Raw genomic sequence first — 23316 nt, 5'->3', positions numbered from 1 at the left:
TCAGACAGATGCCGTGGTAGATGGCACGCTGAACCTGCTCAAACTCGCGGTGCATGGAGGATTGAACGAATCAGGAATTAGAACGAGTCTATATAGTACATGTGAACTATAGTGTTGTCACCTGGCATGTATTTTCCTGTCGTCTCCCCCAGAACAACTCTCCTGCCTGTAGCTGCACCGAGTCCCGTGACAGCCCTACCTTCTTTTGTGGAAACTAATATCGACGAGTGCGATCGCAAATGGTCTGATAGTTGTTCTGCAAGTACTCAGCTGCAACGTAGCCAATCTCTCCTATCTCTGGGATCCAGATGTGAACCCAAAAGTGCCCCTCGCTAAAGCCTTCGCAGCCCAGAACATAGACTTCATCATCCCTATCAAGTCGAGCAAAGACAAATCCGCCATTCCCTGTAGTTGTGGGCAGATTTCGCACATTTACATCACTTGCTATGACCCGTGTAGAAGCCTGTCCAGCAATTAAGCGCCAAACATTGACCTCTCTTGGATTAAGTAATAATTCAGCTGCAACTACTGGTGTCAGTGGGGCGATCGCTAGTAAGGAACCAAGTATGCCAATTAAGTACTTTCGGAAAGCTGATTTTCCATGTTGATGCGGCGATTTCACAGTCTATATCTCCTGAGCCTCCACTACATGGCAGATTGATCACCCTCTACCTTTTACCTTTTACTAGCCTTCCCGAAACTTTCAGGGATGTATGCAGGCTAAATGCTTGGGCTCAACCTATGGTGTTCCCTGCCCCGGCTGCGTCACGTCTCTCGGCCACCCCCCCGCAACTCCTCCCCCTGCTGACTACTCAACGCTACCCAGCGGGGTTTCGTTCAAGGCTACCTCCATCCGCACCTCCCAGTTAAACCCATCTGCCAACTAGGGGAAGTACAGGCATATAGACATCAAGACATAAACTCATATGGACTCATGTAGTTTATAAAAACTTAACCGGAATTCCGTCCCACACTGGTAATCCCCCTGAGTCAGAGAAATCTCTGTAACTCCCATAATATGGGGATCCCAAATAAAAAATTTTTCAAAATGAGCGACCGGAATTCCAGCCCAGATGACCAAAATTCCGCCCCCTCCCGGAAAACAGGGGACGTGGAAATCGACACCCTGACGACCCCCGAATCATTGCAGCAACACTTTGGCATCGGGAAATCTGCCTACTACGATGACATCCGATTCCTGCGGGCACAGGGGCACCCCATCAATACCCACCGGGATGAGCAGAAGCGGACCATCGTGGCACCGGAAACAGTGCAGCTGCTGACTGCCCTGCGAGCCCATGTGGTGGCCACCGGCAGCCGAGAGGGTTTCAAGTATGGGGGTGGCCTAGCGGTGATGGAGGATGCCAGCCTGGGTCATGTTGCCGAGGAGGAACCCACCCCCACCCCCGAATATGAAACGGCTTCCGGTAGTCAGCTAGATGACATGGTGCGGCAAGCCCAGCAGCTGGCGGCCCATAACCTGGTGATGGGGAATCGAGTCATTACTGAGATGGCACGACAGATTGGCTACGACGACCTGCCTGATGACCTGAAGCAGCAGGTGGACCAAGCGAGGGCCGCAACCGCCCCAAAAGTGAACCCCGCCGAGGTGGCCAACAGCCTATTGAGCCGGTGGAGAGCCAGCCAAGGCAGCGGTCACCAGAGCGGGGCACTGGTGTAGTTCTCGATTTTCGAGATGCAGAACTGGGTCAGATTGTGTCATCCCTGGCGAAAGGTCAGGGATTGTTGGTATTAGGGGAATCGGGGAGCGGCAAGAGTGAGCTGGCCACCGCGATCGCAAAGCATTTCGAGTCCCAACGAAAAGTGGCGATCGCAACCTATGGCGGCAGTGCCAAGGAGTGTCTGGTGACTATCGCTGAAGCCCTGGATGTGCCGACGTTCACCGCCGATGACAAACCCAAGCCCCTGACGGCGGAGCAGCTGCGGAAGGAGTTGTTGTATGACCTCAGGGGTGGGCGGGCGCTGCTGATTGTGGATGATGCCCATCGCTTCCCCGCGAGTCTGCGCTACTGGCTAGAGGATGTGCTGAAGCAGGGGGGCCTGCTGCTGCTGTTGGCGGATCGGCCCCCGGCCCGAGATGTGTTCTTGAAGCTGCCCAGGATGGAGCTGGAGCCCCTGACCCCTGACCAGATCCGCACGGTGATGTACCAGGAGGCCACGAACCAGGGCCTAGCGATCAACCCCAGCCGCTTTGCTGACCTCCAACAGCGAGTGGGCGGCAACCCGGCTCTGGCCAAGCGGGTGATCCACGAAGAACTGATGGGCATTGGGGACGAGATGAGCACGGACCACCGACAGTACATCGATGGCACCCCCTTTTTGATTGCCAGCCTCAGCGCCATCAGCATTGTGCGTTTCATCGGCATTGGCATGGGCGACAAGGCCCTTTACATGGTGGGGGGGATTGCCATGATCCTGGCCATGACCCTGCGGACATTGTTCTACTCACTAAACCGCAAGAGCACGAGGTTAGGCCGATGAGAATACGAGGCATTGGGGGAGATGAATCGAACCAGCTAGCCCCTGGCCAATGGGTCAACGTGTGGCAGGTGAGTGAGTTGGGGCTGGAGTTTTACGACACTTGCCAGGTGAAGGATTTAGGTGACTTGGCGACGGAAGAGTTTGTTCTAGTGCCTGTGGAGGTGCAGCTATGATGAGTGTTACCCATGCTTCCCTGGCGATCGCGGCCACAGCGATTGGTATCAGCACCGCTGACCCCTATGTGCTGGCCACCGCCGCGATCGCATCCCAGCTCCCTGATATTGACACCACTGAAAGCTCTGTGGGGCGAATCATCTGGCCCCTGACCAACTACCTGGAGCAACGGTTTCCCCACAGGTCACTGACCCACTCGTTCATGGCTACGGGCCTGGTGGCGGTGCTGGCGGCCCCCCTGCTGTGGTGGCAGTGGCCGTTCTTTGCAGCGGTGGTGCTGGGCTACTTTGTGGGTTGGTTTGCCGATGCCTTTACTAAATCAGGGGTGGAGGCCTTTTACCCGAATCCCGCCCGCCTGGTCATCCCTGGCAACCCCAGGGCTCGGCTCGACACGCGATCGCCCGCTGAGTACTGGGTGCTGACGACGGCGGTGATGCTGACGGTCATCAGCGTCAACCTGACCAGCGCTGGGGGACTGTCTGAATCGGTGGCCCGCACCTTCTTTAATGACACCGGCACAGCGGCTGACCTGTTCCACAAATATGGGGCTGAGCAGCGAGTCTTTGTCACCGTCGAAGGTATCCATACCCACACCCGGCAATCGGTCAGCGGTACCTATGAGGTGCTGGAGGCTAGCAGCTATGACGTGATTGCTCAAGATCTGGCCACAGGGCTGATCTACAAGATTGGTAGAGGCTCTGATGTGCAAATCCGGCCCAACCAGGTCAAGGCCAAGTTAGGTGGCCCCGTCAATGTGGCGGTGCAAACCCTGCACCTACAAGAAATTGGGGTGATGGAATGGTTAATGACGGTGCCCCAAAATGCCTATCTCAGCGGCAGCCTGGTGATTGACGACCTGGACGAGGCCCCGCCCCCAGCGTCCCTCGAAACCTATCCCACCATTCGGGTCAGTGGTGGTCGGCTAGAGCTGCAAAATGCCCACCCACAGGAGCTTTTAGCGCTGTTAAGGGAATTCTGGATTCTGCAAGGCCAAGTCTTGGTCAAGGTAAAAGCATGACAAACAATCACTATGACGGTCCTCCCGTTGCTGCTGTGGCTGGTTGGGCTGTCGTCTTAGGGTTAATGGGCACCTTATGGCTGGCCCGCACAGAGCCCACCCAGGGGCAGGCCCCCACGATCTCGCCCACCCAACCGCAGCTGGTCACCACGCCCCCAGTCAGCACCCAACCCCGAGTGCTCAACTTCACGTTGACCTTGAGTGAGCCCGACGATCTAAAGGTGAGGCAGGGGGACTATGTGGCTGCTGGGGACACGTTGGCTGACCGTACCCGAGAGCGCAGTGGCCTGCAAGCACAGCTTCAACAAACCCAACTCTCACTCCAGCGGATCCAGGCCCAGCAGGTACTAGAGCCCCCTGAGCCAATGCCGGTGCCCCCCGTGCGATCGCTGCCGCCAGTGTTCTACGGCACCCAGGAGGCCAGCATTCGGGGGATTGAAGACAATATCGACTTGCAGAAGCGCAAGATCGACCTGCTGGGCACCATGCGGCCCTCGGAGGTGCCCCCAGCCATGCGCGAGCACGAAGACCGGATCTTGGAGAGCCTGTATCGAGATCTGGAGCTGGCTAAGGCGGAGCTGAAGCAGGCCCAGGAGAAACGTGCCCACCAGGAGTATGAGTATTCCCTGTCCATGGCACGACGGGCTGAGGAAGCCAACCAACAGCGGCTGATGCATTCCCAGCAACGCCAGCAGGCAGACCAACAGCGGCGGGAGAAGGCTTTTCAAGAGGCCCAGCTGCAAGCCCAGGTAGAAGAGATTAACGCCAAACTTAGCGACCTTTCAACGGTCAGGAGTCCTTATGGGGGTACGATTCGTCGGGTTAAGTGGTTGGGGCAGTCTGACAACCGCCTCTCCGTGGAAATTACGTTGGCTGTTGGCGGTGGGGATAGCCGTATGGATGCCCTTACAATCCAGCCCAGCGTTAGCCCTTGATGGCTTTGACGATGACTGGGACGACGAATACCTGGATGACGACTGGGAGGAAGACCCTAGCTTACCCCTGGTAACTCATCCAGATGAGTTCTACCAGCTCGACGACAACCCCCTCAACCCAGTGGGCGATAACCTGGATCTGCTGATTCAGACCCAGATCAACCAAGACCTGTGGGCGGCGATGATGGGCGACTTGCCCTGCCTGGAGCCGACCACTGAATGTATTCGGCAGCTCCAGGAGATGGCGGTGGGCAATAACCTGGGCCTCACCATCATCCAGGAGCGCATCGACGGCATTGATCAGCGCATTGATGAGGCCCGCAGCCGCAACCAGAGTGCTGTCTGGATGGACACCTTTGAGCCCTTGATGTCCCGCTACCTGACCTATGAGCAGGTGATGGTGGGTGGTCGTCCCCAGCAGCGAGGTTTCTTTGACCGGCTGCTATCAGCGGTCAGTAACCCCTTCAACGCCATCAATGAGGCCCTGAGCCTGATTGGTATCCCATTGATTCGGGGGGCAACCCAGACCAATGCCAGGGCGCAACAGACGGCGATCGCCATCAGTGACCTACAGGTGAAGGTGGCGCAGATTGAGCAAGAGAAGCGCAAAATCGCTGAAACCATTCGGGAACAGGTGGCCCTAGAGCTGCTGGAGTTCGATGCGACCCGGCGCGAGTTCCAGATCTCCCAGGAGATTGCCCGTCGCGCTACAGTGCAACACCGGCTGCTGGAGATTGATTATCGGTTTGGCACTCGTATCGACAGCGTGACCTACCTGGGCCGAGTGTCACAACTCGACCAAGCAAAAGCCTCGACCTACAGAGCGTGGGCGAGGCTGAGAACCCGATTGGCCAGGATTCAGATGCTGGTTGTGGGGAGTGATTAGCGTCTAGAACGTGATCCAGGACGGCGGGTTGGTGAGCCAGGGTGGGGTGAGGCAGGATCTGCCATCCTTGAAATAGATGTCAAACAGGTAGTCCTCAAATTCTGGATCATCCCCAATCGAGGCTCCACGGGTAGAACCCTCGACTTCCCATTCAAAGTTAGGCTCTCGCCAATCCCCAGGAAATCGCACAGTGGGCGGACCTGATATAGCTCCACTGGCTGTACCTTCTACAGCTTCCCTTAGATCATCGGTGATGGGGTAATTGCCAAATGCCGCATAAATCCAATAGCTTCTGCCCCGCTGAAAGCTCGATGACGAGATCACGATGTTGCCGTTGTAGCCGTAGCAGAAAGTGGCATTTGGTGGAATGGTGAACCCAGGGCCAGCTGAATTAGGAAAGTCATTCGGCCCCCACGGCCCATCGGGAAACCCATCGCCATCTCGGTCGTCAGGAATGCCATTGCCGGTGGCATCGTCCACCAACCCATCGCCGTTGAAATCGTGGATGCTGGGGTTGTAGGTGGCCAGGGTGAAATCGTACATGCTTGGGGTGCCTCCACCCCCAGGGCCGCCAGCATCTCCCCCAGAACCATCTCCCCCAGAACCATCTCCACCGCTGTCCCCAGAGCCACTACCCCCAGATCCACCACTGGACCCACCAGAGTCACCAGGACTGCTAGAGCCCTCGTCCCCAGGGGAGCCAGAACTACCGCCCCCACCACTGCTGCCCCCAGGACCACTCCCCCCAGGGTTGCCACCACTGCCCCCAGCGCTGGCGATCGCGCTTGGGATAGATCGGGCTGCTTCTACCAGAGCTGTGGCAATCTCTGTGCCTGGGATAGCCATGGCAAAGATGTCGGTCCAGGGCTGAGGATGATATAGCTGCCCACGAAAGCACACCAGGGGCTGAGTCTGGGGCAATTGGTTGATCTGATATTCGGCGTAGCTATTGCCGCTGGTGGTGGGCAGCAGGATGCTTTGGTTAAAGTTGATGGTTGCCGTTTCACGAATCCTCAAGAAGCCACAGCTATTGGTGCGTCGGGATAGGATACGCAGTTGGCCAGGGTAGGTGACTTCATAGCGGGTGTCTGGGGTCTTGTTGACGATGACAATATCGCCTTTGTCGGTTCTGAAGTGCTCGGTACGGGGTTCATCCAGTGCATAGGAACCATCGCTCTTTTGGCGACAGTTGGGCCGCATCCTCGTTTGTAGCCCTGCCGGGTTGATCACTTCGCCTGCAACTTGAATGGTCGCGGTGGGATAGTTGGCGGTGTCGCTCACCACCAGCAGGCCGCACTTGGTTGAGGTGACACTGCGGCTGGGGGGACTATCAATGCCAACACGGATCTGAGTATCGGGTGGCAGCTTATAGACCGATATGCCGCCATCGCCATCACGATATACATGGCCCTGGGCGGCCATCAGGGGGGCTGCTAGCAGTAGAAGTAGGGGAATAGATAGCTTTAGTCTTGGTAATGCCATACAAAAAAGCCTCTCCGTAGAGAGGCCAGAATCAGGGTGCATGTAAGAAAAGAAAATCGGGTTTAGTTTGGCCAGGAAGCAGGCTTATAGAGATTCCCTGTCCGACAGATGGGCTCGGGGTCTGCTGTGGGCAATGTGTTGATGTCGTAAGTATTGCCGTTAAACGTAAATGCCTGGTTGTTGCTATCAGCCCAGTCAAAAGCACCGGTGCCATTGATAGCAGCAAAACCACAGGCATTGACCGTGACGTTGCGATCGCGGCCACCAGCGTAAATAGCTTCAAAGACGGTGTTGGGTGTGCCTACAAAGACCACGTCCCCGGTCCCGGTTTTGAAGGTTTCTGTCCTGGCTTCTTCCAGAACACCGTTGACGCAACGGGGTAGCAGTTGGGTGGGTAGAGCGGCCTGGTTGATAGTGTTGCTATTAATAGAAACCAGGTTTGATAGCGAATTGGCGTTACTATCACGCAGTACCGCTAAGCCACAGGAATTGGTGGTCACTCGCCGGGTGGTGGTCGCCTCCGGATACGTCATGGTCAGCCTGCTGCCAGGGGTGAGATTCCCCACAATTACCTGGGGTGTCCCATTTCGCATTACTTTATAGACATCGTTGCCGTTAAATGTTTGGGCCATGACCGGTAATGCGATCGCAGTGGTTAGGCCCAGAACGCCGAGTCGAACAGGGAACTTTTTCATATTGAGATCAGGGTGTTGAAATAATTGAGGTTTAGAAAACCTTGACCCAGGGTACGAAAACAAATGATCTAGTTACATGCGGTTTTCTACGGTAAACCAAAAAAACTTTAAATGAACTTACAGTCTTAGCCTAAGTAAATTTACCTGTTTTTATGGTTATGTATATCAAACGACAATCTGAGTGGTTTTTGAGTATTAAAGGACAGAAAAATAAGTAATAAGAAATCCCCTCCCTGATCACCCAAAAAGTGGGCTGAGTACCCCTGGGCCTGGATGGCGACTATCGTTGGCGGTGCTAAACGTCCTGAGCGGGAACACTGAAAGCTGAAACCTGATTTAGAGCAGTGCCCAGGAGTGACGGATGAAAGGATGGATTCTACCCTTAGTCGTGGCCGGTATCGTGGGGGCCTGGTGGCTGCCGAGGGCTGGTACTAGCAATGAAGAGGTCATCCTCCGCCAACCCCCGGTCAGCCATCACCTGCGCACAGGGGTACCCGCTGAGGCCGAAACTTGGCAGGTGGTGCGGGTGAGCGATGGCGACACCATCGTGGCCAGGAGAGGTGGCCAGGAGGAACGCATTCGCTCTGCCTGCATTGATGCCCCCGAAACCGATCAGCCCTTGGGGCGGGAGTCAGGCCAGCGGCTACAGCAGATGATTGACCAGGCTGGTGGCCAGGTGCAGCTGCTGGTGACGGATACAGATCGCTTTGGGCGGTTGATTGCTGAAATCTATGCCGGTGACCAGTTCACCCAAGAAGTGCTGGTGAGGGAGGGGTTGGCCTGGAGCTACCGCCAGTACCACTACAACTGCCCTAGCGCTGCCCTAATCAACCAGGTGGAGGCTGAGGCTAAGGCCGCTAGGGTGGGGGTGTTTGCTGGTGGCCACATGGAGCCGTGGGAGTGGCGGCGGCGGTAGACTATCGAGCAGTGGATTTTGTAGCTTTGTCTTTCTCCAACAGACTTTTATGAGCTATCAAAATGTATTTGATGAATCTATTGGCAATGTAATTTGATGCTGAAGAGACTCAGACTCGTTGGTATATGAATATCCTTCAATCGACACAAAATCCCCTAGAAGTGAAGCTAGATTATGGGAATAATTCTTGGCTTGCTCCTCAACAACACGTCTCTTTTTCCTGTTGCTTGTCCGTCTAGTTGAGCTAGATCGTTGATCTGTGGGGCCTTTTAGATCAATCCACTTCACCTCAACAACAGCATAATTTCCAGAGCCATCGGTAAAGATTAGATCACCGCGACCTTGCTCTGCGCGGCTAGACTCTACTTCCCACTCATCATCAAATAGATAAGGATATTTGGGAAGAAGCTCTAAGCTGTTTTCTACAAGGAAACGCTTGAGAGAGTATTCATTATTTTTATCCCAGTCTCGACCCTTAAAGTAGGCTCTGAGCACTTGATTTCGGTGATGTATATCTAACTGATTAATAGACACTGTATGAGTAATAAATTTGGACTTTGTGGAACTAATTTAACTATCCTAATTATCCAACTGCAATCCGCCACAGCTTCCCGCCAGCCGTCACCTCAGCTGCCACTATCTTCCCTTCCAAAGCCTTGAGGATCGCTCGGGTCGATTCCTGATGCAGATCGGCCAGGCTAGCGATCGCGCTAACCGGCTGCCCTTCCAACTCACTACAGCAGTTCAGTACCTTCAGAGCCATGCGCTGGGGCTTATCGAGGTGGGGTGCAATCAGGTCTTGCTGGGCACGGGGCAGCTTACGGAAGTAAGTCAAGAATTCGGCAGCGTCAGCGATCGCACTCAAAGTACCGGAATACATCTAGATCCACCTGATCGGGTTGCCTCCTAATGTGCCCAAAATCGGGTCAAACCTGGCTACCCCCTAACCGGGTGACCACCACCAACCTAACCGGGTGAAAGTAGCTGTCTTAGATGAGACAACAGACCCCCACCCTAAGCGGGTGACTAGGACCAACCGAATCGGGTGGGGCTTGTAAACATTGATTTCAGGCCACTTGACCAAAGCTGCCTAAATCTGATCCGCAAAAATACGGAGAGAACTGTAAGAGTCATTCTCAATAAGCTTCTATGATTTGGCTGATATTCTTCAGACCCACGTAAAACTGGGATTTTATAGTTCGTATTCTGTAAGAATAGGAACTATTGTTCTATTTTTGTTGAACGATGCCGAAGGTCAACCGGCGTGGACAGGCGGAAGTGCTGAGTCAGGATCAGTTGGCTCAACTTTGGGGTGAATTGGATCCACCCCATGTGGTGATTACTCAGTTGGCCTACTACACCGGCAGTCGCATTAGTGAGGTGTGCTCCCTTCGAGCAGAGGACATCAGCGCTGGGAAAATTGTGGTGCATCAGACCAAGACCGACCGCACCAAAGAGGTGGTGGTGGTGCCCCAGTTAAAAGATGCGATCGCCCTGGCAGATTTGCCTAAGTCTGGGTATCTGTTCCCCGCCGCCAAGTGGACCCGAGCCACGGTGAAGCAATACCGGATTCAGCGCCAGGACAGTGGCACCTACTATTTTCAGCGCATTGGAGAACGGCCACCCCGGCAGCACATCAGCACCCGGGCCGTGGATAAGGCGTTGCGTCGGGCCTGTGATTTGCTGGGGTTTGAAGGGGTGAGTACTCATACCTTTAGGCGGTCCCTGGCCACTCATCTTTATGATGCTGGGGTGCCCCTGCGGCAGATTATGGCGATTACGGGGCACGCTAGCTTGGCGTCGTTGACGAGCTACCTGAACCTGGAGCAGCGGGCGGCGGGGGATGCGTTGTTGGGGTTCTTTGCGGAGTAGGTGCGTTCAACCAACCTACCTCTAAAGTTTTGTCAGTCAATCAGCTATAGATGTGATCTGAATCCTCGACGTTAATAAATAAACTAGCTAAGCTTCTACGAGGCGGATAATGCTTTTTTTAAAGAAATATGGTTGATTTTATTAAGTTACTGCGTAACGTTGGACAATTTGACTCGGTAAACCTAGGAGAGCAATTACCATTATCAAAGCTAAATATTATTTATGCTGAGAATGGACGTGGCAAAACAACTTTATCAACAATTCTTCACTCTCTTGGAACAAACAACTCTACCTTGATTGAAGAAAGGCATCGCTTGGGTGCAATACATCCTCCTCATATTGTTATCCAAGCAGATGGGCAAAACTACACTTTTCAAGGCGGTTCTTGGCAAGCAAGTTTGCCGAAAATCTGCGTTTTTGATGATAATTTTGTAGCTCAAAATATTTATTCTGGAATAGAAATAGAGTCTGACCATCGCCAGAATCTACATGGACTAATTCTTGGTGCAGAGGGCATGAGACTAAATGATAGTCTTCAGATTCAAATAGATAGAATTCAGGAACATAATCGAGCGCTTAGGGAGAAAGAATCTGCAATCCCTGCATCTGTCCGAGGAACATTAACCGTTGAGTCTTTCTGTGCCTTGAATCCCCGAGTGGATATAGACAGCGCCATACAAGAAACAATAAGGCATCTAGAAGCGGCAAAAGACGCCGATGCCATTCGGCAAAGGCCTGATTTCAAACTCATAGAGCTTCCCGCATTTGATCTATCTGCAATAAATCATCTTCTCCAAAGAGACCTCCCAAGTTTACAACAAGAAGCAGCAGAAAAGGTGCAAAGACATCTTGAAAAATTGGGGAGAGAGGCTGAAAATTGGATAGGTGACGGAATGAATAGAATTGCAGCGGCTTCTAATGATGAGGCGCAGGAAATTTGCCCGTTCTGTGCACAGGCTCTGCAAGAATCTCCCTTGATTAACCATTATCAAGGTTACTTTAGTAATAGCTACACTGAGTTAAAAAAAAGCATTATTGAACAGAGCAATATGATAGCTGCGGCTCATAGTACAGACGTTCAAACCGCTTTTGAGCGGGCTATTCAGACTATACGGGAGGCTGCTACGTACTGGAAGCAATTCACGGACATACCAACATTCGAGATAAATACTGTCGATGTTGCCTTAGCATGGAAGGTTGCCCGCGAACCAATCCTTAATATTCTACGAGCTAAAGCTACCGCACCGCTTGAGAAAATAACTCTACCAGACGAAGTTCTTGAAGCTGTAACAGCATACGAAGGTTATAGGCAAAGGATTGCCGCTCTTTCACAAAGTCTTCATGCTTGTAATTCTCAGATCTCTGTTGTGAAAGAGCGGGCTGCTGAAGCGAACATAGCGGCTCTCAATGCTGACTTGGAAAACCTTAAAATGCTTCAGAGGCGTTACAGCCCTTCCGTTGACGCACTTTGCAAAGCTTACCAAGACGAGAAAGAAGCGAAGATAGCTACGGAGAACAGGCGTACCCAAGCAAGGCAAGCTTTAGATTCTTATCGTTCTAGCATATTTCAGACATATCAAACAGCAATAAATGGCTATCTCCAAAAATTTCTAGCTAGCTTCCGGCTCAATAGCATAACACCACAGAATACAAGAGGAGGGACATCCTGTACGTATGACGTATTAATTAACACTGTTGTAGTTCCCATTAATGCAGGCAGTGGTGCATCGTTCAAGAACACTATGAGTGCAGGCGATAGAAATACTTTAGCGCTGGCATTCTTTTTTGCATCCTTAGATAAGGATACAAACCTTGACCAGAAAATTGTCGTGATTGATGATCCGATGACAAGTTTGGATGAACATCGTTCTTTAGCGACGATCCAAGAAATAATCGGTTTAACTGGCCGCGTTAAAAAGGTAATTGTTCTTTCCCACTCTAAACCCTTTCTGTGCCAGCTGTGGAATGATGCTGAAAAAGCTATTAGAAGCACACCCAGAAAAGCACTTCATATCATTCGCTCAGGCAATTCATCAACTATTGAAGAGTGGGATGTGCATCTGGATTGCATCACTGAGCATGACAAACGCCACACCCTAATTGCAGCCTATATGGATCGCGCTGACCCTAACAACCAGCGATTAGTTGCTAGTGCACTTCGGCCAACAATAGAAGCCTTCTTACGTGTTGCCTATCCAATTCATTTTCCCCCCGGCACTATGCTTGGCCCATTTCTCCACCGGTGCTCCCAACTTTACGACGCTGGCAACCCAATCTTGAGCCAAGCCGATATAGCCGAGTTAACTCAATTAACTAATTACGCTAATAAGTTTCACCACGATAGTAATCCCGCTTACGCTACGGAAATTATCAACGACCAGACCTTACATGATTACTGTCGCCGAACGTTGAATTTTGCCAAGCGAGGGTGATCATTGCCGAAAGCAAGGTGTCAGTGCTACCTCTTCATCGTACCTGCGCGGCTACAGCACCCATAGTACTAGGCGGCTCGATACGGTTGAAGGCGATTCAAGACATGGCCGAGTGGTCGTCGATGGTGGCGCTCCAGCGGTATTTGGAGGTGTCGGAGGAGGAGAAGTTTGAGGCGATCGCGCAGTTGTAGAGGCCAGGCGACGTACCCTTATCTACAGACGTTCTGAGGATGGTACATACATGGCGTACTGGCTCTTTCAGGGGAACCCAAGTGCTACCGCATTCTGGATGGCATTCGAGACTTTACCCAGATGCCCTGGTTGGGTCACCCGGTATGCCAAAGAGATGCAGCCCGGTGATGGGGTGCTGGTGTGGATAAGGTGACGGCGGCGGCGTGGCAGCGGGTCTATGAGCTGAGGGTAGTTGGGTGGGGGAGTGCCCCTGCGGCAGATTATGGCGATTACGGGTCATGCTAGCTTGGCATCGCTGACCAGCTACCTGAATTTGGAGCAGCGGGCGGCGGGGGATGCGTTGTTGGGGTTCTTTGGGGGGTAGGAGGGTGACACCCACAGTAATCGGCGTAAAGTAGGCTAAGACTTTTACTCTTCTAATTGCCTTCTATGTTCGAGACTTTTCTGTTCGATAGTTTCGGGATCATCGCTAGGGAATATAAACATGTATGGGGACGAACTTTCAAGCCATTCTACAGCCTTATTTGAAATCCTATTCACTTCCTCAAAGAGAGGTTCCAGCTCAAGAGCGAATCTACTACCGTCTCTATTCTCAGAAAAAAATGTGAGTTCTTTTAAAGCAAGCACACGCTTGATTCTCATGCCATTATGCATAGATCTTATCGCAGTGGCTTTATCTGGGAAAACAATTTCCAGATAACCTGTTTTAGTCCCTACCCAATTATCGAGACGTTCATCAAAGTGCTCTAGATTATCTCTTGCTGTTCTTGGCAGTACCTCTGAATCTTGAGATATGTCTAAAATGCTCCTCAGTGCCTCCATTCTACTTTTCTTAATACCCGAAGGATATATTGGAGATGCAAATTTTGAAATCATTGCTGCATGAGATAAAAATGAAGAGAGATAAGACCATACTATTCTAGTTTGTCGGGTTTCCTCATTTTCAAGACATTGAATGAATTTGATAAATTGAATTTTTGCTCCTAATCCATGCATTGCTATCTCTTGCATGTACCAAGTGATTTCATGATTATCCATGATCATAAGATCCCAATACTAGTTTTTTGGATTCTTGATCCTCCGATATAGAGTGTATTTGGGCTTTGTTTTTTGTTTATTTTGAATTAAAATTGACTAATAGCCTTTTTTGAAAATAAAAAATCTATCGGTGTTTGCTAAATTGAGGATGCTGCTCTGTTAGGGGTGAGGATGTTTTTCTATTCAAGTAGGCTCTGATAAACACCTTGGTCAGCCTCAGAACCCTTGATGATCCGATAGGTCATATCGTTCTCATAAGCAAACTGCTCTGCCGCCTCCTGCTTGGCTCGTACCAGTGGGTCATCAATCTTGTTGTCGCCTTTGACCTCCACGATCACCAGCGACTTGTCCTCTTTCTCCACCACGAAGTCGGGGTAGTAGCTGCGGATAGTGTGGGAGTCGGGATCAACGTACTGAATGAAGAACTCCGTTTGGCCATGGGTCAGCATCCCTGTAAAGTAGAGTTTCTTTACCCGGCCACTCTGCAAAAGATTCCAGAAGAGGGTCTTTTCGGGGTTGGAGTCGAAGGCGTACTTATCGAGGTGGAAGCTCTTATCCGCATGATCACCGGCGTCGGCTTGGCTCACGATCAGGTCTTTGTTGGCGCTGAGGGTGTAGCCTTCTGGAGACAGCTTCACCAGCTCTACCTCGTATTCTTCTGCAGTAGTGTCCTCTTCGATGTCGTACAGCTCTTTGAACAGGTGTGGAATCACCCAGTCATAGAGCAGCTCGTTGAACTCGTTGATGGCCTCCAGAACGGAGTCAGTGCCTTCTTCGGTCTGGGCCAGGATATCGCGCACAAAGAGACAGGACTTGTTCAAGTAGCGGGCGATCTCGGCCACTAAGGTGATCTCGCTAAACTCGCGCTTCTGACGACGATCGGTGAGGTCTTCGGTAGTCCGCTTATGCTTCATAGCCTCGGTGACTGACAGCCCCTCTTGCTGAGTGCGAATGAGGCGATACTTGTCGGTATTCTCACATTTCATCGCATTTTCTAGCTTCAGGTCAATGCCGTTGACCAGGTTCTTTTCTTTGAGATTGAACTGGCGACGAATGCGCTTGAGCTTGTACTTCGGAATTGGCTCGACGACATGGGCCGTGATGCGCTCTCGCGTTTTGCCAGTGTTCTCGATGTCTTGAAGGCTGACGCGGAAGTTCTGCTGGAGTTCGGCGTCCAGAATGTCTTTGTTGTCGTCGCTGAGATGGACATAGCCTGTCTGCTGGCCATCCCCGATCGCTCTCAAACAGCGCATGGTGGCCTGGAGCACGAAAATCTTCGACTTGGGCTGACGGAACAGGGCCACGCCAAACAGCGATCGGCAGTTCCAGCCCTCGCGCCCTTTGTTTACCAGCAAGATGAACTGCTTCTCAGATTGAGGCGTGTCGAGGCGGTTGAACTCTCGAATGTCGTCGTTGGAGGTGAGCTTATCGTCGCCGACGTTGACCAGAATGCTGCTGATGGGGATGTCATGCTTGATCAGGGCTGATTCGACGGCGGGGCGCAGCTCCTCCTGCAGCTCTTTGATGGTGGCAGCGAAGAAGGCAAGCTTCGGCAACATGCCCTCGTGGCGCTGCCCCTGCATCTGCTCGATGAAGTCATCAATGACAATCTCGACAAACTCTCCGGTCTTGGGATTGGAGTAGCCGTTGACCGTGACTTTCTTGAGATATTCCTTCTGAATCGCTTCTTGCAAGCCGAAGGCATAGACCACCTCGGGCAGCACAATCTGCTTCACGTAAGGGGTGCCGGTGTAGTTGTAGCAAGCCACGACGCGAGTACCAGTCTGCCGCAGGCTGATAGCCAGCTCATCTACGGTGTTACGAAGGCTGGTTTTACGGGTGTCTTTCTTGGCCCCTACATCTTTGGCCAGGTTGTCGCCAAAGGCATGGTGGGCCTCATCGATGTAGATGCCAAGTTGCTCCAGGCGACGCAGTTTCTCGAAGCGTTGGTTGGTGCTGAGCGAGACTTCATCGTCAGGTTCATCGAAGCCGTAGAGGTCAGCAAACTGGTCGTAGACGTTGCCCCGCTCATAGGTTTGCTTACCGCTACCAAACAGTAAGTCGGTCTGGGTTTTCTCTGTGTTCTGGCGCTTCAGAATGATTTTCTGGGTGTTAGAGATGATGATGTTGAAGCGCGATTTGTCGATGGTGTTGAGGGATGCCCCTGACTCATCCAGAAAGTGGAACTTGATGTTGGCATCGAGGAAGTTCACGTACTCCGGCGGCACGACCTTCCGCATCTCAAAGGTCTGAATCTCTCGGAGTGACTGGAGGACAGTCTTATCGGGGGCGAACACCAAAACGTTGTGGCAGAACCGCTCGTCTTTAGGGAATTTGTTGGCCAGGATGAACTCGTAGAAGATGCACGTCGCCATGAGGATGGTTTTGCCCGTGCCCATCGTTAGCGCAAAAATGTAGTTGGAGTAGGCGCGGGCACTAGATTTCATCTGCCGATAGAGGGCGTCGTACTGCTCTTTAGATGCCTCTTGCATGATATCGAGCTGGGTCTGGCCAGCTCGATCGCTCACGCTGCGCCCCTCGAACTTGCCCGTGTTGTCGGCCCAGTCACGAAACGCCTGGTGAACCTGGGCATTGTTCAGAAATTCTTTGAAGAAAACGTAGATCTCTAGTGCCTCAAACTGAGGCTGACGGAGAAAGGCGTTGCCGTTAGCGGGGTTGTTGAAGTCGAGGAACTTTTTGGTGAGACTTTTGTAGTGGGTGCGGATGTAGCCCCGGTTGGCGTTGTAGTAGTTCCAGAGCTGGGTGAAGAAAGCGAAGTCGAGGTTGACCGCTTGGGTTTTGCGGGTGGCTCTAGCCATTCGGCACCTCCATCTCTAGAGACTCTGAGAGCAGGTCGGTGATTTTGACGCGGATGGTGCCTGCATCGTCGGGAACAGGATAGCGGCCCACCACCAGCTCATTTTTGCCAGGAATATCGACGGTCTTAGGCTCGAGCACGGCTCCGTCGTAGTTCCAGTCCACCATGATGGATTCCACCATTTCGCGCCAGTCTTCCACGTTCTCTTGCTGGATGCTGAGCTTGCTGAGCAGGTTCATAGGGTAGAAAGCTTTGATAACCAGCTCCCCGTTCTCGATGACGATCTCTGCTTCAGAGTCGCGCTTGAACTGGAGGTCACTGCGATCGCGCAGAATATCTAATACTTCCACATCAATGATGTAGGGCTGTACTTCCCGCTCTAGGGCAGCGCGGAGTTCGGGGTCGTGTCCCATACATACCAATGTGATCTTCTCTACGGGCTTTTTGATGTACTCTTGCTGACGCTTCTCAAAGGCTTTGTAGTCGAACCCGGCGATCAACTCACTCAGGTCAGCCTTGGTCGCAATGCGGTTGACAGGCATGATTTTCCACATGCGGCCATCCTTCTCACCGTCGAAGAGACTACCCTTATCGAGTTTGTTGATTTCTAGAGCTTCGATAAGGAGTTCTTTGGCCTGGACGGGATTGCGAAACACGTCGTAGTGGTTGACGTTATAGACCTCAAAGCCTGTGTAGTAGGTCGTGGGTTCCTCGGTATCCTCAACATCTAGGGTACCCTGTTGCTGTTGAGTCTCTATTTCCTGGGCCACCCCCAGTAGGCGCTTGGTGGTGATCTGAACTGCGCCGAGGTTGATGTCTGCCCCGATGAAGCGACGGCCTAGTTTCATTGCGACAGCTTGAGTTGTACCGCTGCCAGCAAAACAGTCGAAAACTATGGAACCACTATGTGTACTGATTTGAATAACACGTTCGAGTAAACTCTCAGGTTTTTGAGTCGGGTAGTTTTGACGCTCTTGTGCTTGAGAATTAACGGGGTATATGTCATCCCATAAAGTGGTAAGTGGCCGCCCCTCAAGTTCATCTAAATATCTCTTGTATCTTGCAATTCCATTGGATGTATACTCTAATCTTCCTTGGCGTTCATACTCTTCCATTTTGTCTCTGGAAACGCGCCAAACTCTTCTAACTCCGTTCCATTCATAATCCAGGTTAGGCCTGTCTGGATTAGGATTAATCATGTTGTCCGTTGTATATTTTCGACCATCTGAGTCTACTTTTGAAAAGCGTTGCTTGTATTCTTCGGTATATGCTATGAGCGGTGGATGCCATTCTATCTCAGCAGTTTTCCCGTAGACCAGAAGCGTATCATGGGCAACACTGAGACCAACTTTGATATTTCCTCTCGGAGCTGCTCTATTCCAAATGATTTCATTTACGAAACTAGATTCGCCAAATATTTCATCGCATAGACACTTTAAGTAATGTGTTTTGTGATAATCGCAGTGTAGCCATAGTGTTCCAGTCTCAGTGAGAAATTCTTTTAATAAAATTAGTCGCTCGTAGATAAACTGTAGGTATTCATCGTTGTTCCATATATCTGTATATTGCTTTTCCTCAAAGCCAGTTCTCTCATTGGTGATTCTCTTACCCTTAATGACAATTCTTTTCTTATAGTCAACACGTGAGTCAAAAGGTGGATCAATGTAAATAAGCTGAACTTTACCTCGATACTCCTTCAATAAATGACTCATCACCTGAAGGTTATCGCCCCAGAAAATCTTGTTCAGCCATCCATTCACCTCTTCCCCATGCGTCTCCTTATGCTGTGCTGGGTAATACCGAGTAGATGTAAACGGACGCTTTCCCCGCCAATTCAGCATTGGGTAGCCCTTAATCGGCTCAAACTCAAACTCATCTACTCGCTCTACTGAGCGAGTGTCGGGGAGATTTACATCTAGCTGCTTTTCGGCGCTCATGATAGGGAAATTACTCAATAAAAAATGCACACAATATTCTGGGATTATTCAACTAACATGCTTAAGCACCAGTTTTCATTCTTTTGATTGACTTGATCTGCTGCTCCTGCGTTACCATTTTCTCGGAGCCTGCTTTCATTTACTGTTGGACCCCTCTTAATATAGAAGTTCCAGGTTTTGACAATGGGCATTCCACCTTTATTACTTGATTCAATTCTTGCCGTTGCTCGTCCTATTTCTTCTGAAGAGAAAAACGAGAGAATTTCATAGGAGCGAGGGCTAAAGAGTGAAGATGCGGATGATTCTGTCTCAGCACACCAATGTCCTATACCGCTTAGGTCAGATGTTGTTATGTCATCTAAGTACTGAGTCAGAAAAGCCTCTCCTGGCTCGGATTCAGGTTCCTCAACTACTTCTTCTATCGCTTCTATGTTTTGTGCTTCCTCTTCAGAAGAAGAAGAAGAAGAAAGTTGATCGTCTGCAACCGCCTCAGGAACTTCAACTTGATCTGCTTGGGGTGAGGCAACTGTAAAGAATCTGCTTAAGTTATTAACTGCCAATATTGATATCAGCCATAAGCCACTGGTCGCTATGAAGGTTGCTGCTGAAATTGCTACTCTTTCGCCATTTCGACTCTTGAAAAAGCAGATGACAGAGTCTAACAAGCTATCATCTACTTTTGCATTGACTGAAACTTTTGAGGTGTGAGATTTCGACTTATTGATCTGCTTATGATTATTGCTAGAAGACTGAGACACATTTGCCCCAGCTATGGAAAACGATTCTTCCCAATAGGGATCAGCTTCACTGCCAATAGCTTGTACCTGTACCTGTGAAATGCCTGTCGGAATTAACTTCTGTAAGCCCCCCTTCAAAAACTTCATTACACTATTCTGATCTGGTACATTCTTCGACTGCACCTTGATATTGAGCTGAACTCCCTTTTTGGTGACAGTTGCAATCATGCCCTTTTGCTGCAATGTTTGGTTAATAAGAGAAGCAATAGCTTGAGTGTTTCCTTGTTTAGCAGATTTCATTATATCTTGCGTAGTCATAGTTCAAATTATCTGATTTAATAGTTATTAAAGATTGGTTTAATAAACTTCTCTAAATATCCAATTCTTCGCATCACAGTAAGACTGCATATCGCATTCCTTGCAAGCCTTATCTGGTCGAGCTGGTATACTAAAGTCTTTCTGCTCAATTCGGCTCACCACGTCATCAAATGTCTTAATGGTAGTATCAATGACGCGAGCATTCTTATTAAAGCTGATGTAAGGGTTCCCACCCTCTTCGCTGGTGTAGTACAGGTGCGTTTTGCTTACCTGCTCTCCGGTGCGTTCTTCAACAATGTGGGCATAGACCTCAAGCTGGCGGCGATAGCGGTCTAGTCTTTCCCGGTCTTTGGGATCGTTAACATCTAGTTTCTTCTCCGATTTGAAGTCCACAATCTCCACTGTGCCCCTTTCACCCCGGATCAGATCTACGCTGCCTGACAGAATATACTCATCCTTCACCAGGGATACATCTACCTCAGCGTCTTTAATCCGGCTCCAGTCCCCATTCTGGCGGCGGTAGTAGCGCAACACATGCTCCAGAGCGATGCCCTGCACCACTGGGGTCAGATAAACCCGCTCCTTTTTAGTTAGATAGGCATAGTTGGTATCGAACCAAGACTCAATCTGCTCGACCGATAGCTTATGTTCCTCTCCTCGTAGCACTGTTTTGTGGATGTCCTCAATCGTCTGGTGAACCAACGTACCAAACAAGATAGGGCTTTTACGGACTGGCGAGAACTCCAGCTCCTTAAAGAAACGATATTGCTCCGCACAGTTCTCAAACAGCACCAGGTGGGAGGTGAATGAATATTCGCGCTTCAGATTCACGTCCTTGACCTGCTCTAGGGTAAGGGTCGTTACATCAAAGCTGCGATCGCGCCAGGAGGGCAGGCCATCATAGTAGTCGGCAAAATACTTGGATGGGCAGCGTCCCCGGCCTTTCTTCTCCGCGCAGCTCAACACCAACAGATTCTGAGCCCGTGAGTAGGCAGTGTAGAACAGTCGGTTGAAGTCATAGTATTTGGTTTCCTCTAGGGGCTCAAAGGTAGGCCGGGAGAGATAGCCACTCTCTAGAATCTCGTCGAGGTCAGTGTACTGCTTGCGCGGCACCCCATTAAGCGAACCCACCACCACCACCGGGAATTCCATCCCCTTCGATTGGTGGATGGTCAGAAACGAGACACAGCCGCTAGGGGCATATTCTGAATCATCCTCATACTCGTCAATGCCCCCCTCCATTAGAAACCGGAAAAACTGGTTGAACAGGTCACGTAGACTCTTGGTTAGGAAGTCAGGAGACAAGACGCTGACCCGTTGTAGATACTCAAACTTCACCAAGAGTTGAGAGAAGATGGCCAGGTTACGCATGGGGCGCTTGTCCCGCACACCCCCCAGCAGCAGGTTCTCATCCAGGTATCGGCTAAACATGGGGAAGCGCAGTAGGTCGTAGAACAGCCCTGAGAAGGTATAGTTCGTGTTCTCCGTCAGGGTTGCATGGCGTCTGGCCAAGGGGTGCATCCACCGCAGCACGTCTTCGTTCTCTGGCTTCCGTAGCTCTTGGGCAAAGAAGGCAAAACATTCCTGGTCGTAGTAGTCCCAGATGTTTAAGTGAGCATTCTTATCCCATTTCCTCACCTCCCCTAGCTGTGGGTTGCCATATTGTGGGAAGAGGAATAGCAACGCCCCGATCATCAGCTTTACCTCTTCCCGCTCAAAGAATTGGTTGGAGCGAGGAGAGTAGACCGGTATGTCATTTGCTTCAAGGAACTGGGACAGGGCTACCACCTTATCGTTTTTTACTGACCGGAACAGAAAGGCGATCTGGTTCCAGTCCGTGAGGTGGCCATCGTCTCGCATGTGGTGAAGAAATGCTAAAACCTCTTGGTGCCAGTCCTCTGGTGTAGGTCCAGACACTTTGATGACAGCGGGCACATCAGGAAAGTCATCTTCACGGGGCTGAATGGTCTTATCAAATCGGAAGGTCTGACCATTCGCCACCCAGTTCTGGTCGCTCATCCAGCGGTTATAGAAGCGGATGATGTCGGGGTGCGAACGGTAGTTGGTGGCCAGCCGCACCTGCCTGCACTGCCCGTCAGCAAACTTGTTGGGGAACTGAAGGATGTTGCGGATGGTGGCTCCTCGGAAGCGGTATAGCCCCTGGTCGTCATCTCCCACCACACAGAGGTTAGGGTTCTCCCCGGCCAGCAGGGTTAGTAGTTGCTCCTGCACCGTGTTGGTGTCTTGGTACTCATCCACCATCAGGTATTGGATTTTCTGGCGTAGTTCGTTGAGTACCTGAGGATAGCTTCTGAGAAGCTTCAGCGCCTCATATTGGATGGTGGAGAAGTCTAAGGCGTTTTCCTCTTCCAACTGCTGCTGGTAGAGCTGATAGGCATGGCCCAGGGCCTTTACCTCATCGTGCCTGGCAGTAAGCAAAGAACGAAAGTCAAGGGCTTCTTCACTGACTACGTTGAGCCACTTCAGGAGTTCGGCTGTCTTATCCCAGGTTTTCTGCCTTGAGTCGGGATTAATGATGTGCTCAATGAAGGGGATCTCCTGGTAGAGGCCCACCCGTTTGTAGAGAAAGTATTGTTGGTCAAACTGATCCATCATCGTGAAGCTGCGCTTGAGCCGGGTAAACTCCCGGTACTCCTCCAGCCAGCGTAGGCAGATAGAGTGAAATGTGCCCAGGTACATCTCATTCAAGTTGAACCGGATATCCAGCTCCAATAGGCGATTAGATATCCGGGTGGTAAGCTCTTGTGCGGCCTTCTCGGTAAAGGTGACAACCAGTAAATTCTCAGGTGAAACGTTTCGATGAGTAATTAGATAAACGATGCGCTCAACCAATGTGAAGGTTTTGCCAGAGCCAGGGCCAGCAATAATCAATAGTGGCCCCTCGGTTTGCGTGATGGCTTCTAGTTGTCCAGGGTTAGCGCTACTAGCAAATTCGGTGGTCATGGCGATACGCGATGTAACGTTAAGGTTGCCGATGATGGCGTGGCCTATAGGTATTAATCACTCTTTGCCGCTCACACTAACAATGTCTATGGAATGAGGGTGCCAAAAGCGGCTGTCTTTATCAATTTCTTAGATTTGAGATCGTGGGCTGAGCTGGCTTTCTCAGAGCATGCTTGACGACATTCTGCCCTTTCTAGCTAGCCCTGGCAGAAGTGAACCCTTTGCTATGCTGCTACTGCCCTCCTGAAGCCACATCCATGTCAGGCCACCTGGAACGCATCACCATAGGCGATCGCATCAACCGCCCCCATGAGACAGAGGGTGCCCGGTTCCGGTGGGTAGAGGACTCCTGTGAGTTGGTGATCAGCTTCAGCAACCTGCAAGCCAAGGAAATCAGGGG

The 23316-nt window shown here is 51.2% G+C and carries 19 protein-coding genes and 1 pseudogene; 10 read left to right on the top strand and 10 right to left on the bottom strand.

Features of this window, described 5'->3' with window-relative positions; genetic code table 11:
* Positions 1-214: 214 nt before the first annotated feature.
* Positions 215-622 carry an SH3 domain-containing protein gene (locus E1H13_RS23750; RefSeq protein ID WP_169617376.1) on the bottom strand — a complete coding sequence of 136 codons (408 nt, stop codon included), beginning with the start codon at positions 620-622 and terminating at the stop codon, positions 215-217.
* A 426-nt stretch (positions 623-1048) separates the two neighbouring features.
* Between E1H13_RS23750 and E1H13_RS23745 the strand changes: the two genes are divergently transcribed.
* The 6 genes from E1H13_RS23745 to E1H13_RS23720 are packed head-to-tail and all read left to right on the top strand — an operon-like array spanning position 1049 to position 5515.
* Positions 1049-1681, top strand: a complete 633-nt coding sequence (locus E1H13_RS23745) for a hypothetical protein (protein WP_169617375.1) — start codon at positions 1049-1051, stop codon at positions 1679-1681.
* Positions 1633-2502 carry an ATP-binding protein gene (locus E1H13_RS23740; RefSeq protein ID WP_169617373.1) on the top strand — a complete coding sequence of 290 codons (870 nt, stop codon included), beginning with the start codon at positions 1633-1635 and terminating at the stop codon, positions 2500-2502. Before E1H13_RS23745 ends, E1H13_RS23740 begins: the two co-directional genes overlap by 49 nt.
* Positions 2499-2675 carry a hypothetical protein gene (locus E1H13_RS23735; RefSeq protein WP_169617371.1) on the top strand — a complete coding sequence of 59 codons (177 nt, stop codon included), beginning with the start codon at positions 2499-2501 and terminating at the stop codon, positions 2673-2675. The genes E1H13_RS23740 and E1H13_RS23735 overlap by 4 nt, the downstream gene beginning before the upstream one ends.
* Complete coding sequence (locus E1H13_RS23730) at positions 2672-3694, top strand: metal-dependent hydrolase (protein ID WP_169617369.1); 1023 nt, start codon at positions 2672-2674, stop codon at positions 3692-3694. Before E1H13_RS23735 ends, E1H13_RS23730 begins: the two co-directional genes overlap by 4 nt.
* The gene (locus E1H13_RS23725; RefSeq protein WP_169617367.1) at positions 3691-4629 is read left to right on the top strand and encodes a hypothetical protein; all 939 of its coding nucleotides are present in this window, start codon (positions 3691-3693) and stop codon (positions 4627-4629) included. Before E1H13_RS23730 ends, E1H13_RS23725 begins: the two co-directional genes overlap by 4 nt.
* The gene (locus E1H13_RS23720) at positions 4595-5515 is read left to right on the top strand and encodes a hypothetical protein (protein WP_169617365.1); all 921 of its coding nucleotides are present in this window, start codon (positions 4595-4597) and stop codon (positions 5513-5515) included. Before E1H13_RS23725 ends, E1H13_RS23720 begins: the two co-directional genes overlap by 35 nt.
* A gap of 3 nt (positions 5516-5518) precedes the next feature.
* Here the strand turns inward: E1H13_RS23720 and E1H13_RS23715 are convergent, their stop codons facing one another.
* Together E1H13_RS23715 and E1H13_RS23710 are read right to left on the bottom strand one after the other, a co-directional pair.
* Positions 5519-6997: a hypothetical protein gene (locus tag E1H13_RS23715; protein ID WP_169617363.1), complete on the bottom strand. Its 1479-nt coding sequence runs from the start codon at positions 6995-6997 to the stop codon at positions 5519-5521.
* Positions 6998-7059: 62 nt separating this feature from the next.
* Positions 7060-7692 carry a hypothetical protein gene (locus tag E1H13_RS23710; RefSeq protein ID WP_169617361.1) on the bottom strand — a complete coding sequence of 211 codons (633 nt, stop codon included), beginning with the start codon at positions 7690-7692 and terminating at the stop codon, positions 7060-7062.
* A gap of 361 nt (positions 7693-8053) precedes the next feature.
* Here E1H13_RS23710 and E1H13_RS23705 point away from each other — a divergent pair, with 361 nt between their 5' ends.
* On the top strand, positions 8054-8608 hold the full coding sequence (locus tag E1H13_RS23705; RefSeq protein ID WP_169617359.1) for a thermonuclease family protein: 555 nt from the start codon (positions 8054-8056) through the stop codon (positions 8606-8608).
* Between the two features lie 57 nt (positions 8609-8665).
* Here the strand turns inward: E1H13_RS23705 and E1H13_RS23700 are convergent, their stop codons facing one another.
* Entirely contained in the window at positions 8666-9142 is a 477-nt protein-coding gene (locus E1H13_RS23700; RefSeq protein ID WP_206070943.1) for a hypothetical protein, read from the bottom strand.
* A gap of 49 nt (positions 9143-9191) precedes the next feature.
* Positions 9192-9488, bottom strand: a complete 297-nt coding sequence (locus E1H13_RS23695; RefSeq protein ID WP_169617357.1) for a hypothetical protein — start codon at positions 9486-9488, stop codon at positions 9192-9194.
* Between the two features lie 365 nt (positions 9489-9853).
* Between E1H13_RS23695 and E1H13_RS23690 the strand changes: the two genes are divergently transcribed.
* From E1H13_RS23690 to E1H13_RS28140, 3 genes and pseudogenes are all read left to right on the top strand, one after another.
* A complete protein-coding gene (locus E1H13_RS23690; RefSeq protein ID WP_169617355.1) occupies positions 9854-10480 on the top strand; it encodes a site-specific integrase in 627 nt (208 codons plus the stop codon).
* A gap of 128 nt (positions 10481-10608) precedes the next feature.
* Positions 10609-12912, top strand: coding sequence for an AAA family ATPase (locus tag E1H13_RS23685; RefSeq protein ID WP_169617353.1), 2304 nt, complete (start codon positions 10609-10611; stop codon positions 12910-12912).
* A gap of 241 nt (positions 12913-13153) precedes the next feature.
* A pseudogene (locus E1H13_RS28140) lies at positions 13154-13288 on the top strand (EVE domain-containing protein); the annotation flags it as partial.
* Positions 13289-13512: 224 nt separating this feature from the next.
* Here E1H13_RS28140 and E1H13_RS23675 read toward each other — a convergent pair.
* The 5 genes from E1H13_RS23675 to E1H13_RS23655 form a co-directional block, all read right to left on the bottom strand.
* Entirely contained in the window at positions 13513-14142 is a 630-nt protein-coding gene (locus tag E1H13_RS23675; protein WP_206070941.1) for a hypothetical protein, read from the bottom strand.
* A gap of 179 nt (positions 14143-14321) precedes the next feature.
* The gene (locus tag E1H13_RS23670) at positions 14322-16961 is read right to left on the bottom strand and encodes a TnsA endonuclease N-terminal domain-containing protein (RefSeq protein ID WP_169617351.1); all 2640 of its coding nucleotides are present in this window, start codon (positions 16959-16961) and stop codon (positions 14322-14324) included.
* Entirely contained in the window at positions 16954-18897 is a 1944-nt protein-coding gene (locus E1H13_RS23665; RefSeq protein ID WP_169617349.1) for a site-specific DNA-methyltransferase, read from the bottom strand. Before E1H13_RS23665 ends, E1H13_RS23670 begins: the two co-directional genes overlap by 8 nt.
* A gap of 44 nt (positions 18898-18941) precedes the next feature.
* The gene (locus E1H13_RS23660; RefSeq protein WP_169617347.1) at positions 18942-19952 is read right to left on the bottom strand and encodes a hypothetical protein; all 1011 of its coding nucleotides are present in this window, start codon (positions 19950-19952) and stop codon (positions 18942-18944) included.
* Between the two features lie 39 nt (positions 19953-19991).
* Positions 19992-22916 (bottom strand): ATP-dependent DNA helicase, encoded by a 2925-nt coding sequence (locus tag E1H13_RS23655; protein WP_169617346.1) that lies wholly within the window; start codon positions 22914-22916, stop codon positions 19992-19994.
* Between the last annotated feature and the right edge of the window lie 400 nt (positions 22917-23316).

It is taken from the genome of Nodosilinea sp. P-1105 (assembly GCF_012911975.1).
Lineage (GTDB): Bacteria > Cyanobacteriota > Cyanobacteriia > Phormidesmidales > Phormidesmidaceae > Nodosilinea.
The sequence above is the reverse complement of the archived record's forward strand: the minus strand, read 5'-3'. Positions and strand labels throughout refer to the sequence as shown.

What these genes read in the sequence shown, in the direction of transcription:
- E1H13_RS23745 (WP_169617375.1), top strand. Translation starts at nt 1,049, where the DNA reads ATGAGCGACCGGAATTCCAGCCCAGATGACCAAAATTCCGCCCCCTCC.
- E1H13_RS23735 (WP_169617371.1), top strand. Translation starts at nt 2,499, where the DNA reads ATGAGAATACGAGGCATTGGGGGAGATGAATCGAACCAGCTAGCCCCT.
- E1H13_RS23730 (WP_169617369.1), top strand. Translation starts at nt 2,672, where the DNA reads ATGATGAGTGTTACCCATGCTTCCCTGGCGATCGCGGCCACAGCGATT.
- E1H13_RS23725 (WP_169617367.1), top strand. Translation starts at nt 3,691, where the DNA reads ATGACAAACAATCACTATGACGGTCCTCCCGTTGCTGCTGTGGCTGGT.
- E1H13_RS23720 (WP_169617365.1), top strand. Translation starts at nt 4,595, where the DNA reads ATGCCCTTACAATCCAGCCCAGCGTTAGCCCTTGATGGCTTTGACGAT.
- E1H13_RS23715 (WP_169617363.1), bottom strand. Translation starts at nt 6,997, where the DNA reads ATGGCATTACCAAGACTAAAGCTATCTATTCCCCTACTTCTACTGCTA.
- E1H13_RS23710 (WP_169617361.1), bottom strand. Translation starts at nt 7,692, where the DNA reads ATGAAAAAGTTCCCTGTTCGACTCGGCGTTCTGGGCCTAACCACTGCG.
- E1H13_RS23705 (WP_169617359.1), top strand. Translation starts at nt 8,054, where the DNA reads ATGAAAGGATGGATTCTACCCTTAGTCGTGGCCGGTATCGTGGGGGCC.
- E1H13_RS23695 (WP_169617357.1), bottom strand. Translation starts at nt 9,488, where the DNA reads ATGTATTCCGGTACTTTGAGTGCGATCGCTGACGCTGCCGAATTCTTG.
- E1H13_RS23690 (WP_169617355.1), top strand. Translation starts at nt 9,854, where the DNA reads ATGCCGAAGGTCAACCGGCGTGGACAGGCGGAAGTGCTGAGTCAGGAT.
- E1H13_RS23685 (WP_169617353.1), top strand. Translation starts at nt 10,609, where the DNA reads ATGGTTGATTTTATTAAGTTACTGCGTAACGTTGGACAATTTGACTCG.
- E1H13_RS23675 (WP_206070941.1), bottom strand. Translation starts at nt 14,142, where the DNA reads ATGGATAATCATGAAATCACTTGGTACATGCAAGAGATAGCAATGCAT.
- E1H13_RS23670 (WP_169617351.1), bottom strand. Translation starts at nt 16,961, where the DNA reads ATGGCTAGAGCCACCCGCAAAACCCAAGCGGTCAACCTCGACTTCGCT.
- E1H13_RS23665 (WP_169617349.1), bottom strand. Translation starts at nt 18,897, where the DNA reads ATGAGCGCCGAAAAGCAGCTAGATGTAAATCTCCCCGACACTCGCTCA.
- E1H13_RS23660 (WP_169617347.1), bottom strand. Translation starts at nt 19,952, where the DNA reads ATGACTACGCAAGATATAATGAAATCTGCTAAACAAGGAAACACTCAA.
- E1H13_RS23655 (WP_169617346.1), bottom strand. Translation starts at nt 22,916, where the DNA reads ATGACCACCGAATTTGCTAGTAGCGCTAACCCTGGACAACTAGAAGCC.